Consider the following 20,018-nt stretch of genomic DNA (forward strand, 5'->3'; position numbering starts at 1 on the left):
CACCTTTGTCAAAGTTTCAAACTTTGACAAAGGTAACTTCCAACCTTTTCATCATTTCCAAAAATCAAAACTTTCAAATGGATTATTGTGACAAAAAATAAAATTATCCAAATCATCAAACAATTGTATTACTTCAGTTCGTTTTAAATTCGTTTTAGCATTGGACAACATTGCCGCATAAGAAGAAAAATTATAAGTTTTGAAATCTTTTTTTAATTCAGTTGGATTCAAATGAACATAAAGGATTAGATTTCTTAAATATTCTTCCGACTCGACTTTTTTTCGTTTAAAAGGAGATTCTAATAATCCTCCATGTCTGCGATATACTTTGTTGTAAGATTGACTATAAGAACTTATAAATTTGCTTATTTGCTTACTAACAACATTATGCATAGCATGCAAACCCTCACTATCTTTAATCAATTTTAAATTGTTAGTGGCAAAGTGCAGAAGTTCTTCTTTAGATTTAATTTTTATCACAAAATGAAAATGATTTGGCATCAAACAATAGGCATAAACATCGCAAACTGGTATTACATATTTTGAAAATTGTTTTAGAAAAAAAAGATAATTGTCTACATTTTCAAAAATTTTGTCACTATTAATTCCACGATTATAGATATGATAATAACAATCGGGTTCTAAAGTTTGAATTCTTATATCCATTTTATTCTGTTTTATGAACCTTTGTCAAAGTTTTGAACTTTGACAAAGGTGTAAGTCTTAATCCACTGAAGAGGTTTTGAAATTACAATAATTTAATTAAAAATCTTACTCGGTGATTTTTTATTTTTCCTACATTTGGGTGCTTTTAAAAACCAAAACTAAACCACTTCTTAATTTTAAAACATGAACAACACCTACAAGCCGATTGAAGATTATAAAAGAACCACAATTGTTGATATTCTGAGAGGCTGGGCTTTACTTGGTGTTGTCATTGGTAATTATGTCGATTATAAATTCATTGGCTTACCTTCTAATTCTAAAAATATAGTAACGACAATTCTTGGAAATATTCATCAATATGTTTTTGCAGCCAAATCTTGGACATTATTAAGTGTTTTATTTGGTTATGGTTTTGCTGTTTTAATTCAAAATATAGAGAGCAAAGGCAAGAATCCTGTTGGCTTTTTTGCTTGGCGAATGTTGATTCTTTTTGTGCTGGCTTTTCTTAATTCGGCTATTTGGCTGGGTGACATTTTGAAAGATTATGCTTTTCTGGGTCTTATTTTATTATTGTTTTATAAATGTTCCGCAAAAACAATTCTTAGGGTGAGTTTGTTTCTTTTACTAGCTATTCCTGTAATTTCTGGTTATGTCAATACCCTTAAATATGTAGTTCCTGATGTATATTCGGATCTTAAATACTTACAATTGTATCATTGTGGCAACTGGTTTGATGTGTTTGAATACAACCTATTGGGTACTTATTACGGTCAAATGCTAAATCTGGCTTATGCAATAACAGTACACATAATGATGTTTGCTTGTATGTTATTGGGGGTTTATGCTCAAAAAACAGCTTTCTTTAATCGTCTGCCCGAAATGAAAAAAACTTTAAAAAAGACATTCTTCATCAGTCTGGCAATTGCGCTTCTACTCATTTCTATTTTTGAAATTGTTTTTTCAATAGATCTGGTTTTCCCAACTTATTTCAGACCTGGCTATTGGTTAATATTAATTACAATGATTTGTATTGCTTCAGGAATTTGCTTGCTGTATTATCATAATAAACTACAAACCGTTTTTGTCTATTTTAGATTTTCGGGCAAAATGACCTTGACCAATTACATCGTTCAAAACCTACTGGCTTTTCTTATTTTCTCGGGCGTTGGATTGAAATTATACAATACTATGCCTTTTTGGTTCTACTTCGTATTGGCTATTTCGGTATTCATTATTCAATTGTTCATTAGCAAATGGTGGCTTTCCAAATTCAATTATGGCCCTGTGGAATGGCTATGGAGAGTATTGAGTTACAGAAAAATATTTCCGTTCAAGAAAACCAAATCAGAATTGATCTCAAAAGAAGTGGAAGCTGTTGTTATTGAGGTTTAAGACAATTCAAAGACTCCCATAATCTCATTGAAATTCTAATTTTCTAAGTTTATACTAATGCTGTTATATTTGGGTGAGGGATAGAAGCAAGCTACCGAAGTAGCGCGGATAGCCCGACCCCGTTGAGTAAAGGGGCTTTATAATCGATGCAACAAGTTAGCCCCTTTACTCAACGGGGGCACCTCCTAAAAATATTAACTAAAAAAGGCTCTTTTAAAACGTTACATTTTAAAAGAGCCTTTTATGTTTACTTCCGAAAAATTATTTCAGTTCGTAAACATTATTGCTTTGTTTAACATCAGCCATTAAACCGCTTGGGTCGATGGTGATTTTCTTGATAGTCGCCTTAGGTTTTGAGATGTTGAACTCAAAAGTAGGATACGCCCAAGCCCAATCGTTGAGAACGGTTCTTGTAATGGTGGGATTTGGGTTTTCTTTTTCGAAACTCATCATGCGTAATGGGATGTAGAAACTCTCTTGAGTACCGTCTGTATATTCTACCAATAAATCAATAGGCATTGGCATTCTACCGATGCGTTCTAAGGTTACTGTTGTTTTGTCCGCGTTTTCTTTGACGTCTTTGATTCCGTAATCGATAGTGTTTAATGTTTCGGTCCAATCCACCAAGTACCAATCTAAGTTAGCTCCCGAAACACGCTCGGCAGTTCTCTTGATATCGTTTGGTGTTGGGTGCTTGAATTTGAAATCTTGGTAGTATTTTTTCAAGGTTTTGTTCAAATTGTCCTGACCAATCACATAAACCAATTGAGACAAAAATATACTTCCTTTTACATAAGATGCAATACTATAAGAGCGGTTTTCATCATAACGATCTCCATGTGTGGAAAGTGGTTGTTCTTTTCCTGATTCTACTAATTTATAGTAAGCAGCATAGTTTCCTTTGAATGGGTTTTCTTCTTTTTTGGCTGCTAATTCATTCAGAGCAGAATCTTCAATATAGGTTGTAAAACCTTCGTCCATCCAAGGGTGTTTAGATTCGTTTGAAGCTAAAATATGTTGAAACCAAGAGTGTCCCATCTCATGTGTTGCAGTTCCTAAAAGTCCTTCCAGCTTTCCGTTACCCAACATCAAAGTACACATAGCATATTCCATTCCGCCATCTCCTCCTTGTATAAACGAGTATTGCTTGTATGGATAATTTCCAACAGTTTTGTTGTAATAATCCATCACTTTTACCATCAAAGGTTCTAATTTTTTCCAGTTTTCGACAACTGCAGGTGTGTTTTTATAAAAGAAATGCAAATCGACATTATTTGGCCCTTTTACTATATCGTGTTGGTAATTTTTATCGGCAGCCCAAGTGAAATCATGTACCATTGGAGCTATAAAATGCCAAGTCAACGTTTTTGCTTTTTTTGGATAAACTACAGTAACTCCTGCATCTTGGTAACCATGACCTATTTCGTTAGGGTTTTGTAAATAGCCGGAAGCTCCCAAAGTATAATCTTTGTCGATTGTGATGTTCACATCAAAATTCCCCCAAACGCCATGAAATTCTCTGGCGATATATGGATCAGCGTGCCAACCTTCAAAGTCAAACTCAGCCATTTTTGGATACCATTGTGCCATCGACAATTCAATTCCTTCAACACTATTTCGTCCTGTGCGACGAATTTGCACAGGCACTTGACCATGAAAATCCAGAGTGAAAGTTGTTTTTGAATTTGGTAAAATTGGTTTTGCCAAAGTCACTTCCAAAATTGTTCCTACTTCTTTGGCAACAGCCGTAACACCGTCCTGCTTGAAATTGGAAATTTTCAAATACCCAATCTCATTCGGCTTAAGGTTTTTGATTCGGCTTTCTTTTACGTCTTTGCCATCCACTTTTATTTTGGTTACCATACGACCATCTGGATCCTTGATAGATTGTAGTCTTGCATCCATTTCGCTTCCAGGTTGAAAAGCGTTTGTATATAAATGATAGTACACTTTCTTCAAGGTATCTGAAGAATTATTGGTATAAACCAATTCTTGTTTTCCTTTATACTGATAGTTTTTGACATCCATAGTGACGTCCATTTTGTAATCAACCTGTTGTTGCCAGTAGCCTGTATTTTGGGCGAATAAATTCCCAAGACTTACTGAAAAAAAAGCAAATAGAAAGAGTTTGCGCATAGCATTTAAAATAAAAAAATGGAAGAGCCGAAAACTCTTCCATTGGATTAATAGTAGTTAAATTATTTTTTAGACATTTTTTCTGCCATCAATAATGCATTGTAAGCATTTACCATTTTTGCTGATTTTGATGATTGAGCCGATGAAACTGGTACCGTTTTTTCATTAGGATTTGGGCTTTCACCCAAAGCAACCATTGCAGGAAGTGGTGTTCCAGAATCCATCAAGATTTGTTTCACTTGTTTGGCAGATAATTTTGGATAATATGAACGAATCAAAGCAGCCACTCCAGCAGCATTTGGTGAAGCCATAGAAGTTCCTTGTTCGTATTTGTATTTGTTATTTGGAACCGTTGCATAAATTTCAGTTCCAGGAGCATAAACATCAACGTTGATTGCGCCATAATTTGAAAAATCAGCGATTACATTTTCACCATACTTATTGTTCAAAGCGCCAACAGTCAATACATTAGAAGCGAATTCTTTTTTATTGTCTTCTGAGTCATTTGGAAAGTTTATGTTTTCGTCCAAGTCAATATTATTTCCGTCATTTCCTGCTGCATGTACAAATAAAACATCTTTCTTTTCGGCATATTTTATAGCATCAAAAACCCATTGTTTGTGTGGCGAATAACTCTTTCCAAAACTTCCATTAATTACTTTAGCACCATTATCTACAGCATAACGAATCGCCAATGCAATATCTTTGTCATATTCATCTCCATCTGGAACAGCTCTAACGGCCATAATTTCTACATTATTGGCAATTCCGTCACCACCGATATTATTACCTCTTACTTGCGCAATAATTCCGGAAACGTGAGTTCCATGAAGGGCTTCTTCTTTGTCTGGACCATAAACAGTGTTATTACCGTATTTGGTATCTTTAATGTCTTCTGGATTGTCACCTACCGCTTTTCTACCATCTAACTCTTTGTTCAAATTATAGTTAAGCTGTCCGTAAACGTATTTTGAGTAGTCTTCAATCTCGGCTCTGAAAGTAGGCCCGGCATTGGTCAAGATGCGAGTCATGATTGTCTTACTTTTAGTCAAATCGGCATCCGTAGTGACAATTGCATTCAAATCTTCAATGGTATAATTTTCTTTATTCAAATGCTTTTGAATCGCTTTATCAGTAGCAATCAAGAAATCTACCTGCTTTTTGTCTTTCATTGCCTTGCCGTATTTTTCATCATAAGCTGCCAATGCGCTTTTATAGGCTGCCGAACCATCATCACCCTTTTTTATAATACGGGTCATCTCTAAAGTTTCATGCAAATCATTCCCTAGAAAATTCCAACCATGAATATCATCGATATAACCGTTTTTATCGTCATCTATTCCATTTCCGGCAATCTCTTTTTTATTGGTCCAAATTATCGCTTTCAAATCTTCGTGGTCAATATCCACACCGGAATCAACAACTCCAACAATCACTTTGACTCCTTTTTTTCCTTTAAGTAATTCGGCATAAGCCTTATCCACGCTCATTCCCGGAATACTGTCTTTGGCCAAATCCAGGTGAGACCATCTTTGCAATTCAGGTTCACTTAGTTCTCCTTTTTTACCAATATAGTTGGTGGCAGTTTGCGCATTGGCCGAAAGACAAAAAGACAAAGCCGCAAGTAATGTCAATGACGTTAAATTTATTTTTTTCATGTGTAGAAGTTTTCCAGTTTTACTAATTTATTTCAAAAATAGTGGAAGTAAATTAGATATTACACAATCATTAACGGTTTTTTAGGATAATATGCCTCTGTACAGGAATTTTGTTAGAAAAAATAAAAGGTGTAGGATATTCTTAAAAATTATTGTAAGAAAATAAATTATATTTCGTACCATTGTGTTGCCTTATATCTAAAGCCATATCTATGAAAATAAAACTACTTATTGTATTTACTTTTTTTACTTTTAATTTGTTTTCCCAAATCAATTTAGTTCCAAACAATGGATTTGAGGATTCGGTCGATAATAAACCTTTTTATAATTGGGCTACTGAAAATACTATTACACCAATTATAGGCGACTGTGTGCAAGGAAGCACAAGCGCAAAACTCTCTATAGCAAATAATACATTTAGACCAAAAATTACAGCTCAAGTATTTATGGATGCTGGAGTTACTTATACAGTGAAATTTAAATATAAATATTTAAGTGCAAATTATAGTGGTGATCATCCTATTTCTTTAAACATAAGCCAAAACGGAAGTGCAACAACATTATCTAGTAGTGCTTTTGCAATAGACAACAATTGGATTCTAAAAGAAACTACCTTTACACCTGACCAGTACACCTATTATGATTTGAGTATATCCTTATTTACTTTTGATAATGCGGCATTTGATGTTTTAATCGACGATGTGCAAGTATACATTCAAGGAACAGAACAATATACCCTTATACCTGATGTGAATTTTGAGAAAAAATTAATTGCACTTGGGATTGATTCTGGTCCAACAGATGGGGAAGTACCAACGATCAATATTAAAAATGTAGGTCTTTTAGATGTTTCGTCTAGTTCAATTTCGGATTTAACTGGTATTCAAGACTTTGAAGATCTTTGGGAACTTATTTGTAACACCAATCAATTAACAAACCTAGATGTTTCTAAGAATATAAATTTAAATTCGTTATACTGTTATAATAATCATTTGACAAGCCTAGACGTTTCTAATAATATTAATTTAGATGATTTAAATTGTTCTACAAATCAACTTACATACCTAGATGTTTCTAAAAATGTGAAATTACTTAATTTAGATTGTGACAAAAATCAACTTATAAGCCTAGATCTTTCTAAAAATTTAAAATTGGCCACTTTATATTGTTCTAACAATCTACTAGCAAGCCTAGATGTTTCACAAAATATAGATTTGACTGGCTTTTCGTGTTCTACAAATCGATTAACTAGTTTAGATGTCTCTAAAAATATTAAACTAAGTGATTTAGGTTGTTATACAAATCAATTGACAAACCTAGATGTCACTAAAAATATTAAATTAGAAAGATTATCATGTCAATTTAATAAATTAACAAACTTAGATTTTTCTCAAAATATTAAATTAAAATTATTAGAATGTGAGGCAAATCAATTAACAAGTCTCGATGTTTCTAAAAATATAGCTTTAAATATATTATATTGTTCAAAAAACAAACTATTGAGTTTGAATTTAAAAAATGGCAATAATGTCAATTTCTTTGACCCCACTTATCTTTCCAATTTTACTGGCAATCCCAATCTAAACTGCATACAAGTTGATGATGCGATTTATTCTAATGCGAATTGGAGCTTAATTAAAGACAATACTGCAAATTTTAATACTGACTGCGCAGCTTCAAATCTATACACTTATATACCCGATATCAATTTTGAAAACAAATTAATATCTCTCGGCATCGATTCTGGTGTGGCTGATGGAAAAGTGTTGACTAATAGCGTTAACAAATTGACTTCTCTAGATGTTTCTTCAAGCTCAATTGCAGACTTGACAGGAATTCAGGATTTTGTTGCGTTGAAATATTTAAATTGTTATTCCAATCAATTAAAAAGTCTGGATATTTCTAATAATTTAAATTTGACCGAATTAAGATGTTCTTCAAATCAATTAACAAGTCTGAATGTTTCTAAAAATACGGCATTGTTGATACTATCTTGTACTTACAATCAAATAACAAGCTTGGATGTTTCTAATAATATAAATTTGACTGAATTAAGATGTTCTAACAATCAGTTAACCTCTTTGAATGTTTCAAAAAATGTGGCTTTGCAAAATTTATATTGTAGTTCAAATCAATTGACAAATCTTAATGTTTCCAAAAATGTTGCTTTAGTAAATTTTGCTTGTCCCGTTAATAAAATAACAAGCTTGGATCTTTCTAATAATCCTGCTTTAGATTTTATAGCTTGTTACGATAACTCATTGTCAACTTTAAATCTAAAAAATGGACATAACTATTCATTAACTAATCCTAATTCATCCTGTATTCTCAATCCTTCTTTAAGCTGTATTCAAGTAGACAACGTTGATTATGCCACTACAGGATTGTATTTAATGAAAGACTCTACCGCTAATTTCAATACGGATTGTACTCCTTATACAATGATTCCAGATGCAAATTTTGAAGACAAATTAATTGCTTTAGAAATAGATAAAGATGGAAAAAATGGAAAAGTAGCAACCGCCAGTATTAACCAAGTTACTTTTTTAGATGTAGCTGATAGCAACATTTCAGATTTAACTGGATTACAAGATTTTACAGCACTCATATACTTTTTTTGTGAGCGTAACAAAATCACAACTGTTGATTTCAGCAAAAATCTAATGCTTGAAAACATCGGTGTCGCAGAAAACAATTTAACTAGCTTAGATGTATCTAAAAATACCAAAATTCATAGTCTTGACTTTACAAGAAACCAAATAACATCAATAGATTTATCTCAAAATACAAATCTTAAGAGATTGGGTTTTAATTATAATAAACTAACCGAAATAAATCTTACCAATAACAATCTTACTGAGCTTCATTGCCGTACTAATAACTTAACGAACATCAACCTAACAAATCAGCCCAATCTAGTGTTTTTAGAATGTGGTGTTAACAAAACAGTATCATTAGATTTATCGGCAAACAAAAAACTTGAAGAGTTACACTGTGAATTTATGGAATTAACAAGCCTAAATCTTTCAGAAAACAAAGAATTAATACTTCTAAACGCTTTTGGAAATCAGCTGACTTCATTGGATGTTTCGCAAAATCCAAAATTAAAAGCGTTATATATTGAGTTTAATCCACTAAAAATATTAAATCTACAAAATGGAAATAATGAAAACTTTGTGTTAGCACAACCTACTAATAAAAAATCTCAAACAGTTGTGTACACTAGCTTTTTAAACAACCCAAATCTTTCTTGTATCCAGGTTGACAATGTAACCTATTCCAATGCAAAATGGGCAAATATAAAAGATCCTACAGCAACTTATTCATCAACTTGTTCCAAATTAGGGATAGAGGATTCTGTTTTTGATAAAGTTTCCATTTATCCAAATCCTACCCAAGGAGAATTACACATCGATAATATTGTTCTTGAAAAAGCAACTGTTTATGATGCTTTAGGGAAATTAGTAAAAACAACTACATTTACTTCTGGAGCTAATGATAATACGATGCATTTGGATGGATTCGCAAGTGGAATCTATTATATCTACTTAGAAAGTGAAGGAGCCAATACCGCTAAAAAAATTATAGTAGAATAGTCTAATAAATTATAACAACAAACAACCCCCATATTTCATTCATCTGAAAATGGGGGTTTTATTTTTATTGGAACATAGCATTTCTATCCTAGGTTTTGTTCATCCTTTTTTAAGATCCTAGCGATTCATATAATAGATATCTTCAAGTCCTATTAATCAATTTCCACAATAGCTAAAATAAATCAGATATTAATCAATCATTAACGGTTTTTTAGGATAAAATGTTTTTGAAAACAAATTTTGTGAGAAAATTAAAATCAGTAGGATATATGGAGAAAAAACTGTAAGAAAATAAATTATATTTTGTATACTTGTGATACTTTATAACTAAACCAGAACATATGAAACAAAAACTACTCTATTTACTATTTTTTGCAAGTTTATCATCTTATGCTCAATACACCACAATACCCGATGTGAATTTTGAAAATAAATTAATTGCACTTGGGATCGACTCTGGTATGACCGATGGGAAAGTATTGACTTCTAGCATTTCATCTCTTACTTCTTTGAATGTTTCGAGTTGCTCTATTATAGAATTAACTGGAATTGAAGATTTTGTGGGGTTGAAATCTTTAATGTGTGAAAATAATAAACTAACGACTTTAGATATTACCAAAAATATTGCTCTAACTCTATTATATTGCTCTAAAAATCAAATAGCAAATCTTGATGTTTCTAAAAACACTAGTTTGTTAGACTTACAAACAGGTGACAACCCATTGAAACAATTAGATGTTTCTACAAATTTGGCTCTAGCACATTTGGAATGTTATAAAAATCAGTTGTCTGTCTTAGATGTTTCCCAAAATGTGGCTTTGAATTACTTAGATTGTTTTACTAATCAATTAACGAGCTTAGATTTATCTAAAAATGTAGGATTACAAACTTTATATTGTTACGACAATCAATTAACAAGTCTAGATGTTTCTAAAAATACAGCATTGACTGGACTATCTTGTTCTAAAAATCAAATAAGTAGTTTGGATATTTCTCAAAACATAGCTCTTGATGGAATGGATTGCTATTTTAATAAACTAACCAATTTGGATGTTTCTAAAAATACAAGTTTGACTTTTTTATCTTGTTATAACAATCAAATAACCAATTTAGATATCTCAAAAAACACAGCTTTAACCTACTTTAAATGTAATAGCAATTCATTAGTGAATTTGAATTTAAAAAACGGTGAAAACACACTTCTAAATAGTTCCAACATAAACTTTACTGGCAATCCCAATCTAAACTGCATACAAGTTGATGATGCGATTTATTCTAATGCGAATTGGAGCTCAATTAAAGACAATACTGCAAATTTTAATACTGACTGCGCAACTTCAAATCTATACACTTATATACCCGATATCAATTTTGAAAACAAATTAATATCTCTCGGCATAGATTCTGGTGTGGCTGATGGAAAAGTGTTGACTACAAATGTAGATTCACTTACAACTTTGGATGTCAACAATAGTAATATTTCAAATTTAACAGGAATAGAAAATTTTACTTCTTTGAATAAATTGGATTGTGGATATAATAAACTTTCAACACTTAATGTTTCAAACAACAAAAAATTAAACGAACTTATTTGCAGGTATAATAATCTGACAGCTTTAGATGTATCTGCAAATTTAAATTTAACTTCATTGGATTGTATTTATAATCATATTACAGCACTTAATGTTTCTAATTTACTGGCTCTTAAATCATTATTATGTGTTAAAAATCAACTAACAACTTTAGATGTGACTAATAATTTGTATTTGGATTGGTTTAGCTGTAATGGTAATCAACTAACAACTTTAGATGTTTCAGAAAACAAAATTCTGCGATTTTTAGACTGTGGATTCAATCAACTGACATCTTTGGATATTTCCAATAATCTATCTATATTTTATTTAAATTGTTATCACAACAAGCTGACATCTTTAGACGTTTCTATGCTTACAGAGTTAACGACTTTAGGTTGTTCTGAAAGTCAATTCAGTAGCTTTGACGTTTCTAAGAATGTCAAATTAAGTTCTTTATTGTGTGAAAATATTAATGTTTCAACTCTTGATCTTTCTAAAAACACAGCCCTTAAGGAATTATACTGTGGAAATAATGAACAACTTGCAACTTTAGATCTTTCAAAAAACAAGGAACTGACCACTTTTTCATGCTATAATACTAATCTAACCGATTTAAATATTAAAAACGGAGCAAACACTCTACTTATCGATGTGGATTTTATGAACAACCCAACCCTAACTTGTATTCAGGTGGATGATGCAACTTATTCCAATACCAATTGGGCTGGTAGAAAAGACACCACGGCAAGTTATTCTACTAACTGTAATGCTTATACACTTATAACCGATGTCAATTTTGAAAAAAAATTAATTGCACTTGGTATTGACTCGGGAGTTGCAGACGGTAAAGTCCTAACTTCAAAAATTGATAAATTGACTTCCTTAAATGTATCCAATGCTACTATTTCAAGTTTAAATGGAATTGATGGTTTCTCAGCTTTGAAAACTTTGGAATGCAATGGAAATCAATTAACGTCTTTAGATCTAAGCAAAAACACTGCTTTAACTTTTTTAACATGCACAAATAATTTAATAACAAGTTTAGATCTCAGCAATAACTATGAATTGCAAATATTCGACGGTAGTAATAATCGTTTAACAGAATTATACACGGCTAAGAGTGATAAATTGTTAGCATTAACTTGTGAAAACAATCTACTGACTACCTTAAATGTAAGCAACAATACCGCTTTAGATCTTTTAGATTTCTCTGGAAATCAATTAAAACTTATTAACGTTTCTAAACAAAAAGCTTTGACTCAATTATTTTGTGCTTCTAATCAATTAACCAAATTAGATGTTAGTAACAACACTCTTTTGACTGACTTGAATTGCTCTTCAAATCAATTGGTAAGCTTAAATTTAAAAAACGGAAACAACACTATTCTGCATACTTTTAATATGCACCTTGACAATAATCCAAATCTAAGTTGTATACAGGTAGATGATAAAATATATTCAGATAATAATTGGACTGGATTTAAAGACGTTACATCTTATTATAACGTTTATTGTGATTATTATACTGTAATCCCAGATTCTGCTTTTGAACAAAAACTAATAGATTTAGGAATTGATACAGATGGTATAAACGGAAAAGTTGATACATCTAAAATCAATACTTTAACTTCGTTAGACGTTTCAGAAAGTGGCATTAAAAGTTTAATAGGAATTGAAGATTTTGCTGATTTGACTATTTTGAATTGTTGGTCAAATCAATTAACAGCATTAGATATTAGTGAGAATAAAGCATTAACAACGCTACAATGTTGGTCAAATCAATTAACGAAATTAGATGTAAGTAAAAACACAGAATTAATGGTTCTGCAATGTTTTTCAAATCAATTAACGGCATTAGATATAAACAATCAGAAGATGTTAACATCTTTGGATTGTTCCTTTAATCAAATAAGTGTTTTAGATATTGGTACAAACAAAATATTAAATAACTTAAATTGCTCTTCTAATCAATTAACAACATTAGACGTAAGACCTCATGCCGAATTGAAAAGCTTGGTTTTTACTTCTAATCAATTAACAACATTGGATATTAGTAATCAAAAAAAATTAACTCTATTGGGTTGTTCCTCAAATCAATTAACTACACTAGATATAAGCCAAAACACAGCATTATGGTCATTGTCCTGTGATTCAAATCAATTAACCGCATTAGATATAAGAGCAAACACAGAATTACAGGCTCTGTATTGTTTTTCAAATCAATTAACTGCATTGGATATAAGTAACCAAACGAAATTAATCTATTTGGATTGCTCTTCTAATCAAATAACCGCATTAGATGTCAGTAACCATAAGAATTTATGGAATTTTTCTTGTAATTCAAATCAGTTAACCTATTTGAATTTAAAGAATGGTTATAATTCACATTTTAATATTATTTCATTTATAGACAATCCAAAACTTACCTGCATTCAGGTAGATAATGTAATATATTCTAATACGAATTGGACAGATAGAAAAGATATTGCTGCAAGTTATAATGAAGATTGTAACGTTTATACTTTTATTCCAGATTCAAATTTTGAACAAAAATTAATTGATTTAGGAATTGACACTGATGGTTTAAATGGCAAAATTACCGTTGCGAACATAAACTCAATTACTTCGTTAGACCTTTCGAACAGTAATATTAAAGATTTAACAGGACTTGAAGTTTTTACAGCACTAACCATTTTAGATTGCAACAACAACCAACTTACATCTTTAGATCTTTCGAAAAATACTAATCTTCAAATACTATATGTTACAGGTAATCCGCTTGTATATATAAATTTGAAAAACGGAAACAATCAAAACCTTATTGTGGAATCACAAACATCCAAAAACACGGCTAACACACAAGGGACAAGTTTCTTAGGACTTACTTCTTTGGGTTGTGTAAAAGTAGATAGCGTTGCTTATTCAAATACAAATTGGTCTAAAATTAAAGAAACAACCACTATCTATTCCGAAACTTGTACTTTGGGAATTGAAGATTCTGTTTTTGATAAAGTTGCCATTTTCCCAAATCCAACCAAAGGAGAATTACATATTGACAATATTGTCCTTCAAAAAGCAACCGTTTATGATGCTTTGGGAAAATTAGTAAAAACAACAACATTTACTTCTGGAGCTAATGACAATATGATGCATTTTGAGGGATTACCAAGTGGAGTTTACTATATCTATTTAGAGAGTGAAGGAGCCAATACCGCCAAAAAAATCATGGTAGAATAATCTAATAATTTATAACAACCAATAACCCCTATTTTTCATTCATTGAAAATGGGGGTTTTATTTTTTATCGTAAATTTGAGTACTTCGAAAAAAATTATCAGTTTCCGCAGCAATAAATCGAAAACCAAATGGGCAAAATACAAAACTATTTCAAAATAAAAGAACGTGGAACTTCAATAAAACAGGAACTTTCAGGTGGTTTGGTTACTTTCTTGTCTATGGCTTACATCATTTTTGTTAACCCAAACATACTGTCGATGACGGGTATGCCAAAGGAAGCCTTGATTTCGGTTACTTGCATTGCTGCAATTTTTGGAACTTTATTAGTTGGAATTTGGGCCAAAGTCCCTTTTGCAATGGCCCCCGGTATGGGACTAAATGCTATGTTTGCCTTTACCTTGGTTCTTGGTCAAGGTGTCTCCTGGCAAGATGCTTTGGGTGTTGTTTTTCTTTCGGGAGTATTTTTTACTATTATATCTTTTTTTGGTGTTCGACATAAAATTGTAGAAGCAATTCCTCCCTCATTACAAGTGGCTATGGGATGTGGTGTCGGTTTTTTTATCGCATTTATTGGATTCAAACAATTAGGACTTATAGTTGCTCATCCTGAAACTTTAGTCACATTGGGCAAATTTACTCCAGCTGTAATTATAGGTTTGATCACTTTGTTAATAACTGTAATTTTAGAAATTTACAAAGTAAAAGGAGCCATCTTAATTGGAATCCTGATAGGAACTAGCTTGGGAATTGGATTTGATCCCAATGTACATTTACCCACCCACGTTTTTTCGTTACCACCATCCATCGCTCCTATCTTTGGGCAATTAAATATTTTGGGGGTTTTAAAATTAAGTTTTGCCTCAGCCATCTTCTCTTTTCTTTTTGTAAGCCTGTTTGATTCTATTGGAACTGCAATAGCCTGTTCATATGAAGCAAATCTGGTTGGCAAAAATGGTAAAATGCCTCATCTCAAAAAAGTATTAGAAGCTGATGGTATTGCAACTATGTGCAGCGGTATTTTGGGCACAAGTAATACGGTGGTGTTCATAGAATCAGCAACAGGAATTGCCAATGGAGCAAAAACGGGTTTAAGTTCCGTATTTGTTGCTCTGTTTTTCTTTTTGGCCTTATTTATTTCTCCTATTATAGGAATCGTTCCAGCTTATGCAACCGCTCCAGCTTTGGTCCTCGTTGGAATTTATATGTCCAAACACTTATCGAGAATCAATTTTAATGATTTACACATTGCGGTTCCTGCATTCTTGACTATGATTATGATGCCCTTAACCTATAGTATCAGCAACGGAATAGCCTATGGTTTTGCCTGCTATATTATCCTCGCCTTATTTACCAGAAACACGAAAGAAGTAACTCCAATGATGTGGGGTGTTGGTATCTTTTCAATCCTAAGTATTGTGGTTGCACAAATGTGATAACAAATAAAAACCCATTTTCAAATCGATTTGAAAATGGGTTTTTTCCAGATCCTTTATTCTTATTCTATAATATCTGAACATTTAAAAACTTCTTTCAAGCGCACTCCTTTCTCGGTATGTTCAACGGTTATAATTTCATTATGAGCATCGTGTTCCAAAAACAAATAATAGTTATTATCGGCGGCGGCGTTCAAGAATTTAGATTTCTCGGGTAAGGTCAACAAAGGCCTGGTATCATATCCCATTACATACGGCAACGGTAAATGTCCGGCTGTCGGTAATAAATCGGCACAAAAGACAATAGTTTTATCCTGATACTGAATATGCGGAATCATTTGCTTTTCGGTATGGCCATCGACATAAAAAATTCCGAATCCCAACTCCTTCGATACTTCAAAATCGCCCACGGGTTTCAAAATAAAATGCAACTGCCCGCTTTCTTGCATCGGCAAAATATTCTCAGATAAAAATGAGGCTTTTTCTCTTAGATTCGGTTTTGTAGCCCATTCCCAATGATTTTCGTTGCTCCAAAATCTAGCGTTTTTAAAAGCTGGTTCATATCCCGTTTTGTCTTTATTCCATTGTACACTCCCACCACAATGGTCAAAATGCAAATGCGTCATAAAAACATCGGTAATATCATCGCGATGAAAGCCGTATTTCGCCAATGATTTGTCCATAGAATGGGTACCCCAAAGCGAGTAATATCCAAAAAACTTGTCCGATTGCTTGTTTCCCATTCCGGTGTCAATCAAAATCAGTCGGTTTCCGTCTTCAATCAACAAACAGCGCGCAGCAATGTCTATCAGATTATTTTCGTCGGCAGGATTGGTTTTGTTCCAAATGGTTTTGGGCACTACACCAAACATGGCTCCTCCATCAAGTTTAAAATTGCCTGTTTCTATTGGATAAAGTTTCATTGGTTATGTCTTAAAGTTTAAAAGAACCTGCAATTTAGCAAAATCCAATGGCTTAATTCTACCATATATAACAAATTTCTATTTTGGCATTAGTTATATAAATGTTATCACTTATGGGAAAAAGCATTTTATATAGTATCTTTGCAGTTAATTTAGACGAAATAAAGATAGTGCATAAAAGAGCTTTACAGAATTATGTTCTCTTTCTAGAGATTCATTTTAAGCCATTTATGTCCAAAACACAAAACTAATATTACCAAAACATGATACAAGTTTCTGATACTGCCAAAAAGAAAATCATCGATTTGATGAAAGATGATGGTTTTGATGCCGCTGTGGACTACGTGAGAGTGGGCGTGAAAAGCGGTGGATGCTCCGGTTTGTCTTATGATTTAAAATTCGACAAAACCAAAGGCGAAGACGACAAAATATTCGTTGACAACGACATCACAATCGCTGTCGAAAAAAAATCATTCCTTTATTTAGCAGGAACTATATTGGAGTTTTCTGGAGGATTAAACGGAAAAGGTTTCGTTTTTAATAATCCAAATGCCAATAGAACTTGCGGTTGCGGGGAATCATTTTCACTTTAGTCAATAGGACAAAGTCTTAAAGTAAAAAGACTTGCAATGACTTTATCCCTTTAGACTTTAATACTTTTAAGACAAAAAATATGTCAAAATACACCGAAGACGATTTAAAAATCGAATTAGAAACAAAAGAATATGAGTACGGATTTTATACCGAATTAGAATCGGAAACTTTTCCTATCGGTTTAAATGAAGATATTGTTCGAGCTATTTCTCAAAAGAAAGAAGAACCCCAATGGATGACCGACTGGCGCATTGAGGCTTTTCGCGCTTGGGAAGAAATGATTGAGCCAGAATGGGCAAATGTTAAATATCAAAAACCAGACTTTCAAGCCATTTCGTATTACTCAGCTCCAAAGAAAGCAGATCCAAACAAAACATTGGACGACGTTGACCCTGAACTTTTAGAAATGTACAAAAAGTTAGGAATCTCTATTGATGAGCAAAAAAAGATGAATAATGTAGCAATGGATATTGTAGTTGACTCGGTTTCGGTAGCTACAACATTCAAAAAAACATTAGGTGAAAAAGGAATTATCTTTATGAGTATTTCTGAAGCCATCAAAGAACACCCTGAATTAGTTCGTAAATATCTTGGTACTGTTGTTCCTCAAAGGGACAACTTTTATGCTGCCCTGAATTCGGCTGTTTTCTCAGACGGATCTTTCTGTTATATTCCAAAAGGCGTTCGTTGTCCAATGGAACTGTCCACTTATTTTAGAATTAATCAGGCAGGAACTGGACAATTCGAAAGAACATTATTAGTTGCTGATGAAGGTAGCTATGTTTCTTACTTAGAAGGATGTACAGCTCCAACACGTGACGAGAATCAATTGCATGCCGCTGTGGTAGAATTGATCGCCTTGGACGATGCCGAAATTAAATATTCAACTGTTCAAAACTGGTACCCTGGAAACAAAGAAGGTAAAGGTGGTGTTTTCAATTTTGTGACCAAAAGAGGATTCTGCGAGAAAAACGCCAAAATCTCTTGGACACAGGTAGAAACAGGATCTGCAATTACCTGGAAATATCCTTCAGTGATCTTAAAAGGAGACAACTCAATTGGGGAATTCTACTCCATTGCCGTTACCAATAATTACCAACAAGCCGATACTGGAACCAAAATGATTCATTTGGGGAAAAATACCAAATCAACCATTATTTCCAAAGGTATCTCTGCTGGAAAATCACAAAACAGCTATAGAGGTTTGGTTCAAATTGGGGCTAGAGCAGAAAATGCCAGAAACTTTTCGCAATGTGATTCACTGCTAATGGGAAATCATTGTGGAGCACATACTTTCCCTTATATCGAAAGCAAAAATCCAACAGCCAAAGTAGAACACGAAGCTACTACAAGTAAAATTGGGGAAGACCAAGTTTTCTATTGCAACCAACGTGGAATTCCGACCGAAAAAGCAATTGCACTTATCGTTAACGGTTTCAGCAAAGATGTTTTGAACAAATTGCCGATGGAGTTTGCCGTGGAAGCACAAAAATTATTGGAAATTTCGTTAGAAGGTTCTGTAGGATAATATCATAATGGAAAATAGGAAAGTTATTATAGTAGGATCTTCCAGAAGCAATGGAAATACATCAAAAATAATCAATAAAATTTCTCTTCCAATAAATGCAGACGTTATTGATTTAAGAGATTATTCTATTTCTTATTATGATTATGAAAGTCAGAATATAACAGATGATTTTTTGCCTTTAATAAAATCGATACTGGAAAAATACGATACTTTAATTTTTGCCACTCCCGTATACTGGTATACAATGAGCGGTATAATGAAAGTGTTTTTTGATAGATTCTCTGATTTAATCAGAATAGAAAAAGAAACAGGAAGAATGTTAAGAGGTAAAAAGATGTTTGTGATTTCAAATTCTGATGAAGATAAATTAGATTATGATTTTTATTTACCCTTTCGACTATCAGCAGATTATTTAGGCATGACATATTTAGGAGAAAAACATTTTTCCTACCAAACAATAAAAGATCAAGAACATATAAATAGTATTTTGTCATAAAGAGAATTCAGAATTCTTTTAAAATTAAAAAAAACAAATGTTAAGTATAAAAAATTTACACGCTTCAATAGGAGACAAAGAAATATTAAAAGGGATAAACCTTCAAGTAAACGCAGGAGAAGTTCATGCTATAATGGGGCCAAATGGTGCTGGTAAAAGTACACTTTCGGCCATCATTGCCGGAAACGAAAATTACGAAGTAACCGAAGGGGAAATCTTTTTGGACGGTGAAGATCTTGCAGATCTTGCGCCAGAAGAAAGAGCACACAAAGGTGTTTTCCTTTCTTTCCAATATCCTGTGGAAATTCCTGGAGTTTCGGTAACCAACTTTATGAGAACGGCTATCAACGAAACTCGCAAAGCAAACGGTCAAGAAGAAATGCCTGCCAACGAAATGCTAAAAGTAATTCGTGAAAAATCAGAATTATTGGAAATCGACAGAAAGTTTCTTTCTCGTTCCCTTAATGAAGGTTTCTCAGGTGGTGAGAAAAAAAGAAATGAAATTTTTCAAATGGCTATGTTGGACCCAAAACTAGCTATCCTTGACGAAACTGATTCTGGTCTTGACATCGATGCGTTAAGAATTGTTGCCAATGGTGTAAATAAATTGAAAAGCGATAAAAATGCTGTCATTGTAATTACTCACTACCAAAGATTATTGGATTATATCGTTCCGGATTTTGTTCACGTTCTTCACAATGGAAAAATTGTAAAATCAGGCGGAGCAGAATTAGCGCACGAGCTAGAAGAAAAAGGATACGACTGGATTAAAGGAGAGAATTAAA

General features: G+C 32.7%; 12 protein-coding genes. 8 read left to right on the plus strand and 4 right to left on the minus strand.

Features of this window, described 5'->3' with window-relative positions:
• Nucleotides 1-51: 51 nt before the first annotated feature.
• Entirely contained in the window at nucleotides 52-666 is a 615-nt protein-coding gene (locus DOS84_RS01325; protein WP_243636300.1) for a transposase, read from the minus strand.
• 183 nt (nucleotides 667-849) lie between these two features.
• Between DOS84_RS01325 and DOS84_RS01330 the strand changes: the two genes are divergently transcribed.
• A complete protein-coding gene (locus tag DOS84_RS01330; protein WP_111408304.1) occupies nucleotides 850-2,058 on the plus strand; it encodes a DUF418 domain-containing protein in 1,209 nt (402 codons plus the stop codon).
• 261 nt (nucleotides 2,059-2,319) lie between these two features.
• Here DOS84_RS01330 and DOS84_RS01335 read toward each other — a convergent pair whose 3' ends face one another.
• Together DOS84_RS01335 and DOS84_RS01340 are read right to left on the minus strand one after the other, a co-directional pair.
• Entirely contained in the window at nucleotides 2,320-4,194 is a 1,875-nt protein-coding gene (locus DOS84_RS01335) for a M1 family metallopeptidase (RefSeq protein WP_111408305.1), read from the minus strand.
• Nucleotides 4,195-4,256: 62 nt separating this feature from the next.
• Nucleotides 4,257-5,852 carry a S8 family peptidase gene (locus tag DOS84_RS01340; protein ID WP_111408306.1) on the minus strand — a complete coding sequence of 532 codons (1,596 nt, stop codon included), beginning with the start codon at nucleotides 5,850-5,852 and terminating at the stop codon, nucleotides 4,257-4,259.
• 212 nt (nucleotides 5,853-6,064) lie between these two features.
• Here DOS84_RS01340 and DOS84_RS01345 point away from each other — a divergent pair, with 212 nt between their 5' ends.
• The 3 genes from DOS84_RS01345 (at nucleotide 6,065) to DOS84_RS01355 (ending at nucleotide 15,692) form a co-directional block, all read left to right on the plus strand.
• On the plus strand, nucleotides 6,065-9,448 hold the full coding sequence (locus DOS84_RS01345; protein WP_111408307.1) for a T9SS type A sorting domain-containing protein: 3,384 nt from the start codon (nucleotides 6,065-6,067) through the stop codon (nucleotides 9,446-9,448).
• 341 nt (nucleotides 9,449-9,789) lie between these two features.
• Nucleotides 9,790-14,259 carry a T9SS type A sorting domain-containing protein gene (locus DOS84_RS01350; RefSeq protein WP_111408308.1) on the plus strand — a complete coding sequence of 1,490 codons (4,470 nt, stop codon included), beginning with the start codon at nucleotides 9,790-9,792 and terminating at the stop codon, nucleotides 14,257-14,259.
• A gap of 128 nt (nucleotides 14,260-14,387) precedes the next feature.
• Nucleotides 14,388-15,692 (plus strand): NCS2 family permease, encoded by a 1,305-nt coding sequence (locus tag DOS84_RS01355; protein WP_111408309.1) that lies wholly within the window; start codon nucleotides 14,388-14,390, stop codon nucleotides 15,690-15,692.
• 62 nt (nucleotides 15,693-15,754) lie between these two features.
• On the opposite strand, the gene DOS84_RS01360 is transcribed toward DOS84_RS01355, so the two are convergent.
• A complete protein-coding gene (locus DOS84_RS01360; RefSeq protein WP_111408310.1) occupies nucleotides 15,755-16,615 on the minus strand; it encodes an MBL fold metallo-hydrolase in 861 nt (286 codons plus the stop codon).
• 263 nt (nucleotides 16,616-16,878) lie between these two features.
• Between DOS84_RS01360 and DOS84_RS01365 the strand changes: the two genes are divergently transcribed.
• From DOS84_RS01365 to sufC, 4 genes are all read left to right on the plus strand, one after another.
• Complete coding sequence (locus tag DOS84_RS01365; protein WP_077374886.1) at nucleotides 16,879-17,208, plus strand: HesB/IscA family protein; 330 nt, start codon at nucleotides 16,879-16,881, stop codon at nucleotides 17,206-17,208.
• Nucleotides 17,209-17,288: 80 nt separating this feature from the next.
• The gene (sufB, locus tag DOS84_RS01370) at nucleotides 17,289-18,737 is read left to right on the plus strand and encodes a Fe-S cluster assembly protein SufB (protein WP_111408311.1); all 1,449 of its coding nucleotides are present in this window, start codon (nucleotides 17,289-17,291) and stop codon (nucleotides 18,735-18,737) included.
• Between the two features lie 7 nt (nucleotides 18,738-18,744).
• The gene (locus tag DOS84_RS01375; RefSeq protein ID WP_111408312.1) at nucleotides 18,745-19,233 is read left to right on the plus strand and encodes a flavodoxin family protein; all 489 of its coding nucleotides are present in this window, start codon (nucleotides 18,745-18,747) and stop codon (nucleotides 19,231-19,233) included.
• A 37-nt stretch (nucleotides 19,234-19,270) separates the two neighbouring features.
• A complete protein-coding gene (sufC, locus tag DOS84_RS01380) occupies nucleotides 19,271-20,017 on the plus strand; it encodes a Fe-S cluster assembly ATPase SufC (protein ID WP_111408313.1) in 747 nt (248 codons plus the stop codon).
• The last annotated feature ends 1 nt before the right edge of the window (nucleotide 20,018 follow it).

Source organism: Flavobacterium aquariorum (genome assembly GCF_003254745.1).
Classification (GTDB): Bacteria; Bacteroidota; Bacteroidia; order Flavobacteriales; family Flavobacteriaceae; genus Flavobacterium; species Flavobacterium aquariorum.

Coding starts and splice junctions, on each gene's coding strand:
- DOS84_RS01325 (WP_243636300.1), bottom strand. CDS start 666: ATGGATATAAGAATTCAAACTTTAGAACCCGATTGTTATTATCATATC.
- DOS84_RS01330 (WP_111408304.1), top strand. CDS start 850: ATGAACAACACCTACAAGCCGATTGAAGATTATAAAAGAACCACAATT.
- DOS84_RS01335 (WP_111408305.1), bottom strand. CDS start 4,194: ATGCGCAAACTCTTTCTATTTGCTTTTTTTTCAGTAAGTCTTGGGAAT.
- DOS84_RS01340 (WP_111408306.1), bottom strand. CDS start 5,852: ATGAAAAAAATAAATTTAACGTCATTGACATTACTTGCGGCTTTGTCT.
- DOS84_RS01345 (WP_111408307.1), top strand. CDS start 6,065: ATGAAAATAAAACTACTTATTGTATTTACTTTTTTTACTTTTAATTTG.
- DOS84_RS01350 (WP_111408308.1), top strand. CDS start 9,790: ATGAAACAAAAACTACTCTATTTACTATTTTTTGCAAGTTTATCATCT.
- DOS84_RS01355 (WP_111408309.1), top strand. CDS start 14,388: ATGGGCAAAATACAAAACTATTTCAAAATAAAAGAACGTGGAACTTCA.
- DOS84_RS01360 (WP_111408310.1), bottom strand. CDS start 16,615: ATGAAACTTTATCCAATAGAAACAGGCAATTTTAAACTTGATGGAGGA.
- DOS84_RS01365 (WP_077374886.1), top strand. CDS start 16,879: ATGATACAAGTTTCTGATACTGCCAAAAAGAAAATCATCGATTTGATG.
- sufB (WP_111408311.1), top strand. CDS start 17,289: ATGTCAAAATACACCGAAGACGATTTAAAAATCGAATTAGAAACAAAA.
- DOS84_RS01375 (WP_111408312.1), top strand. CDS start 18,745: ATGGAAAATAGGAAAGTTATTATAGTAGGATCTTCCAGAAGCAATGGA.
- sufC (WP_111408313.1), top strand. CDS start 19,271: ATGTTAAGTATAAAAAATTTACACGCTTCAATAGGAGACAAAGAAATA.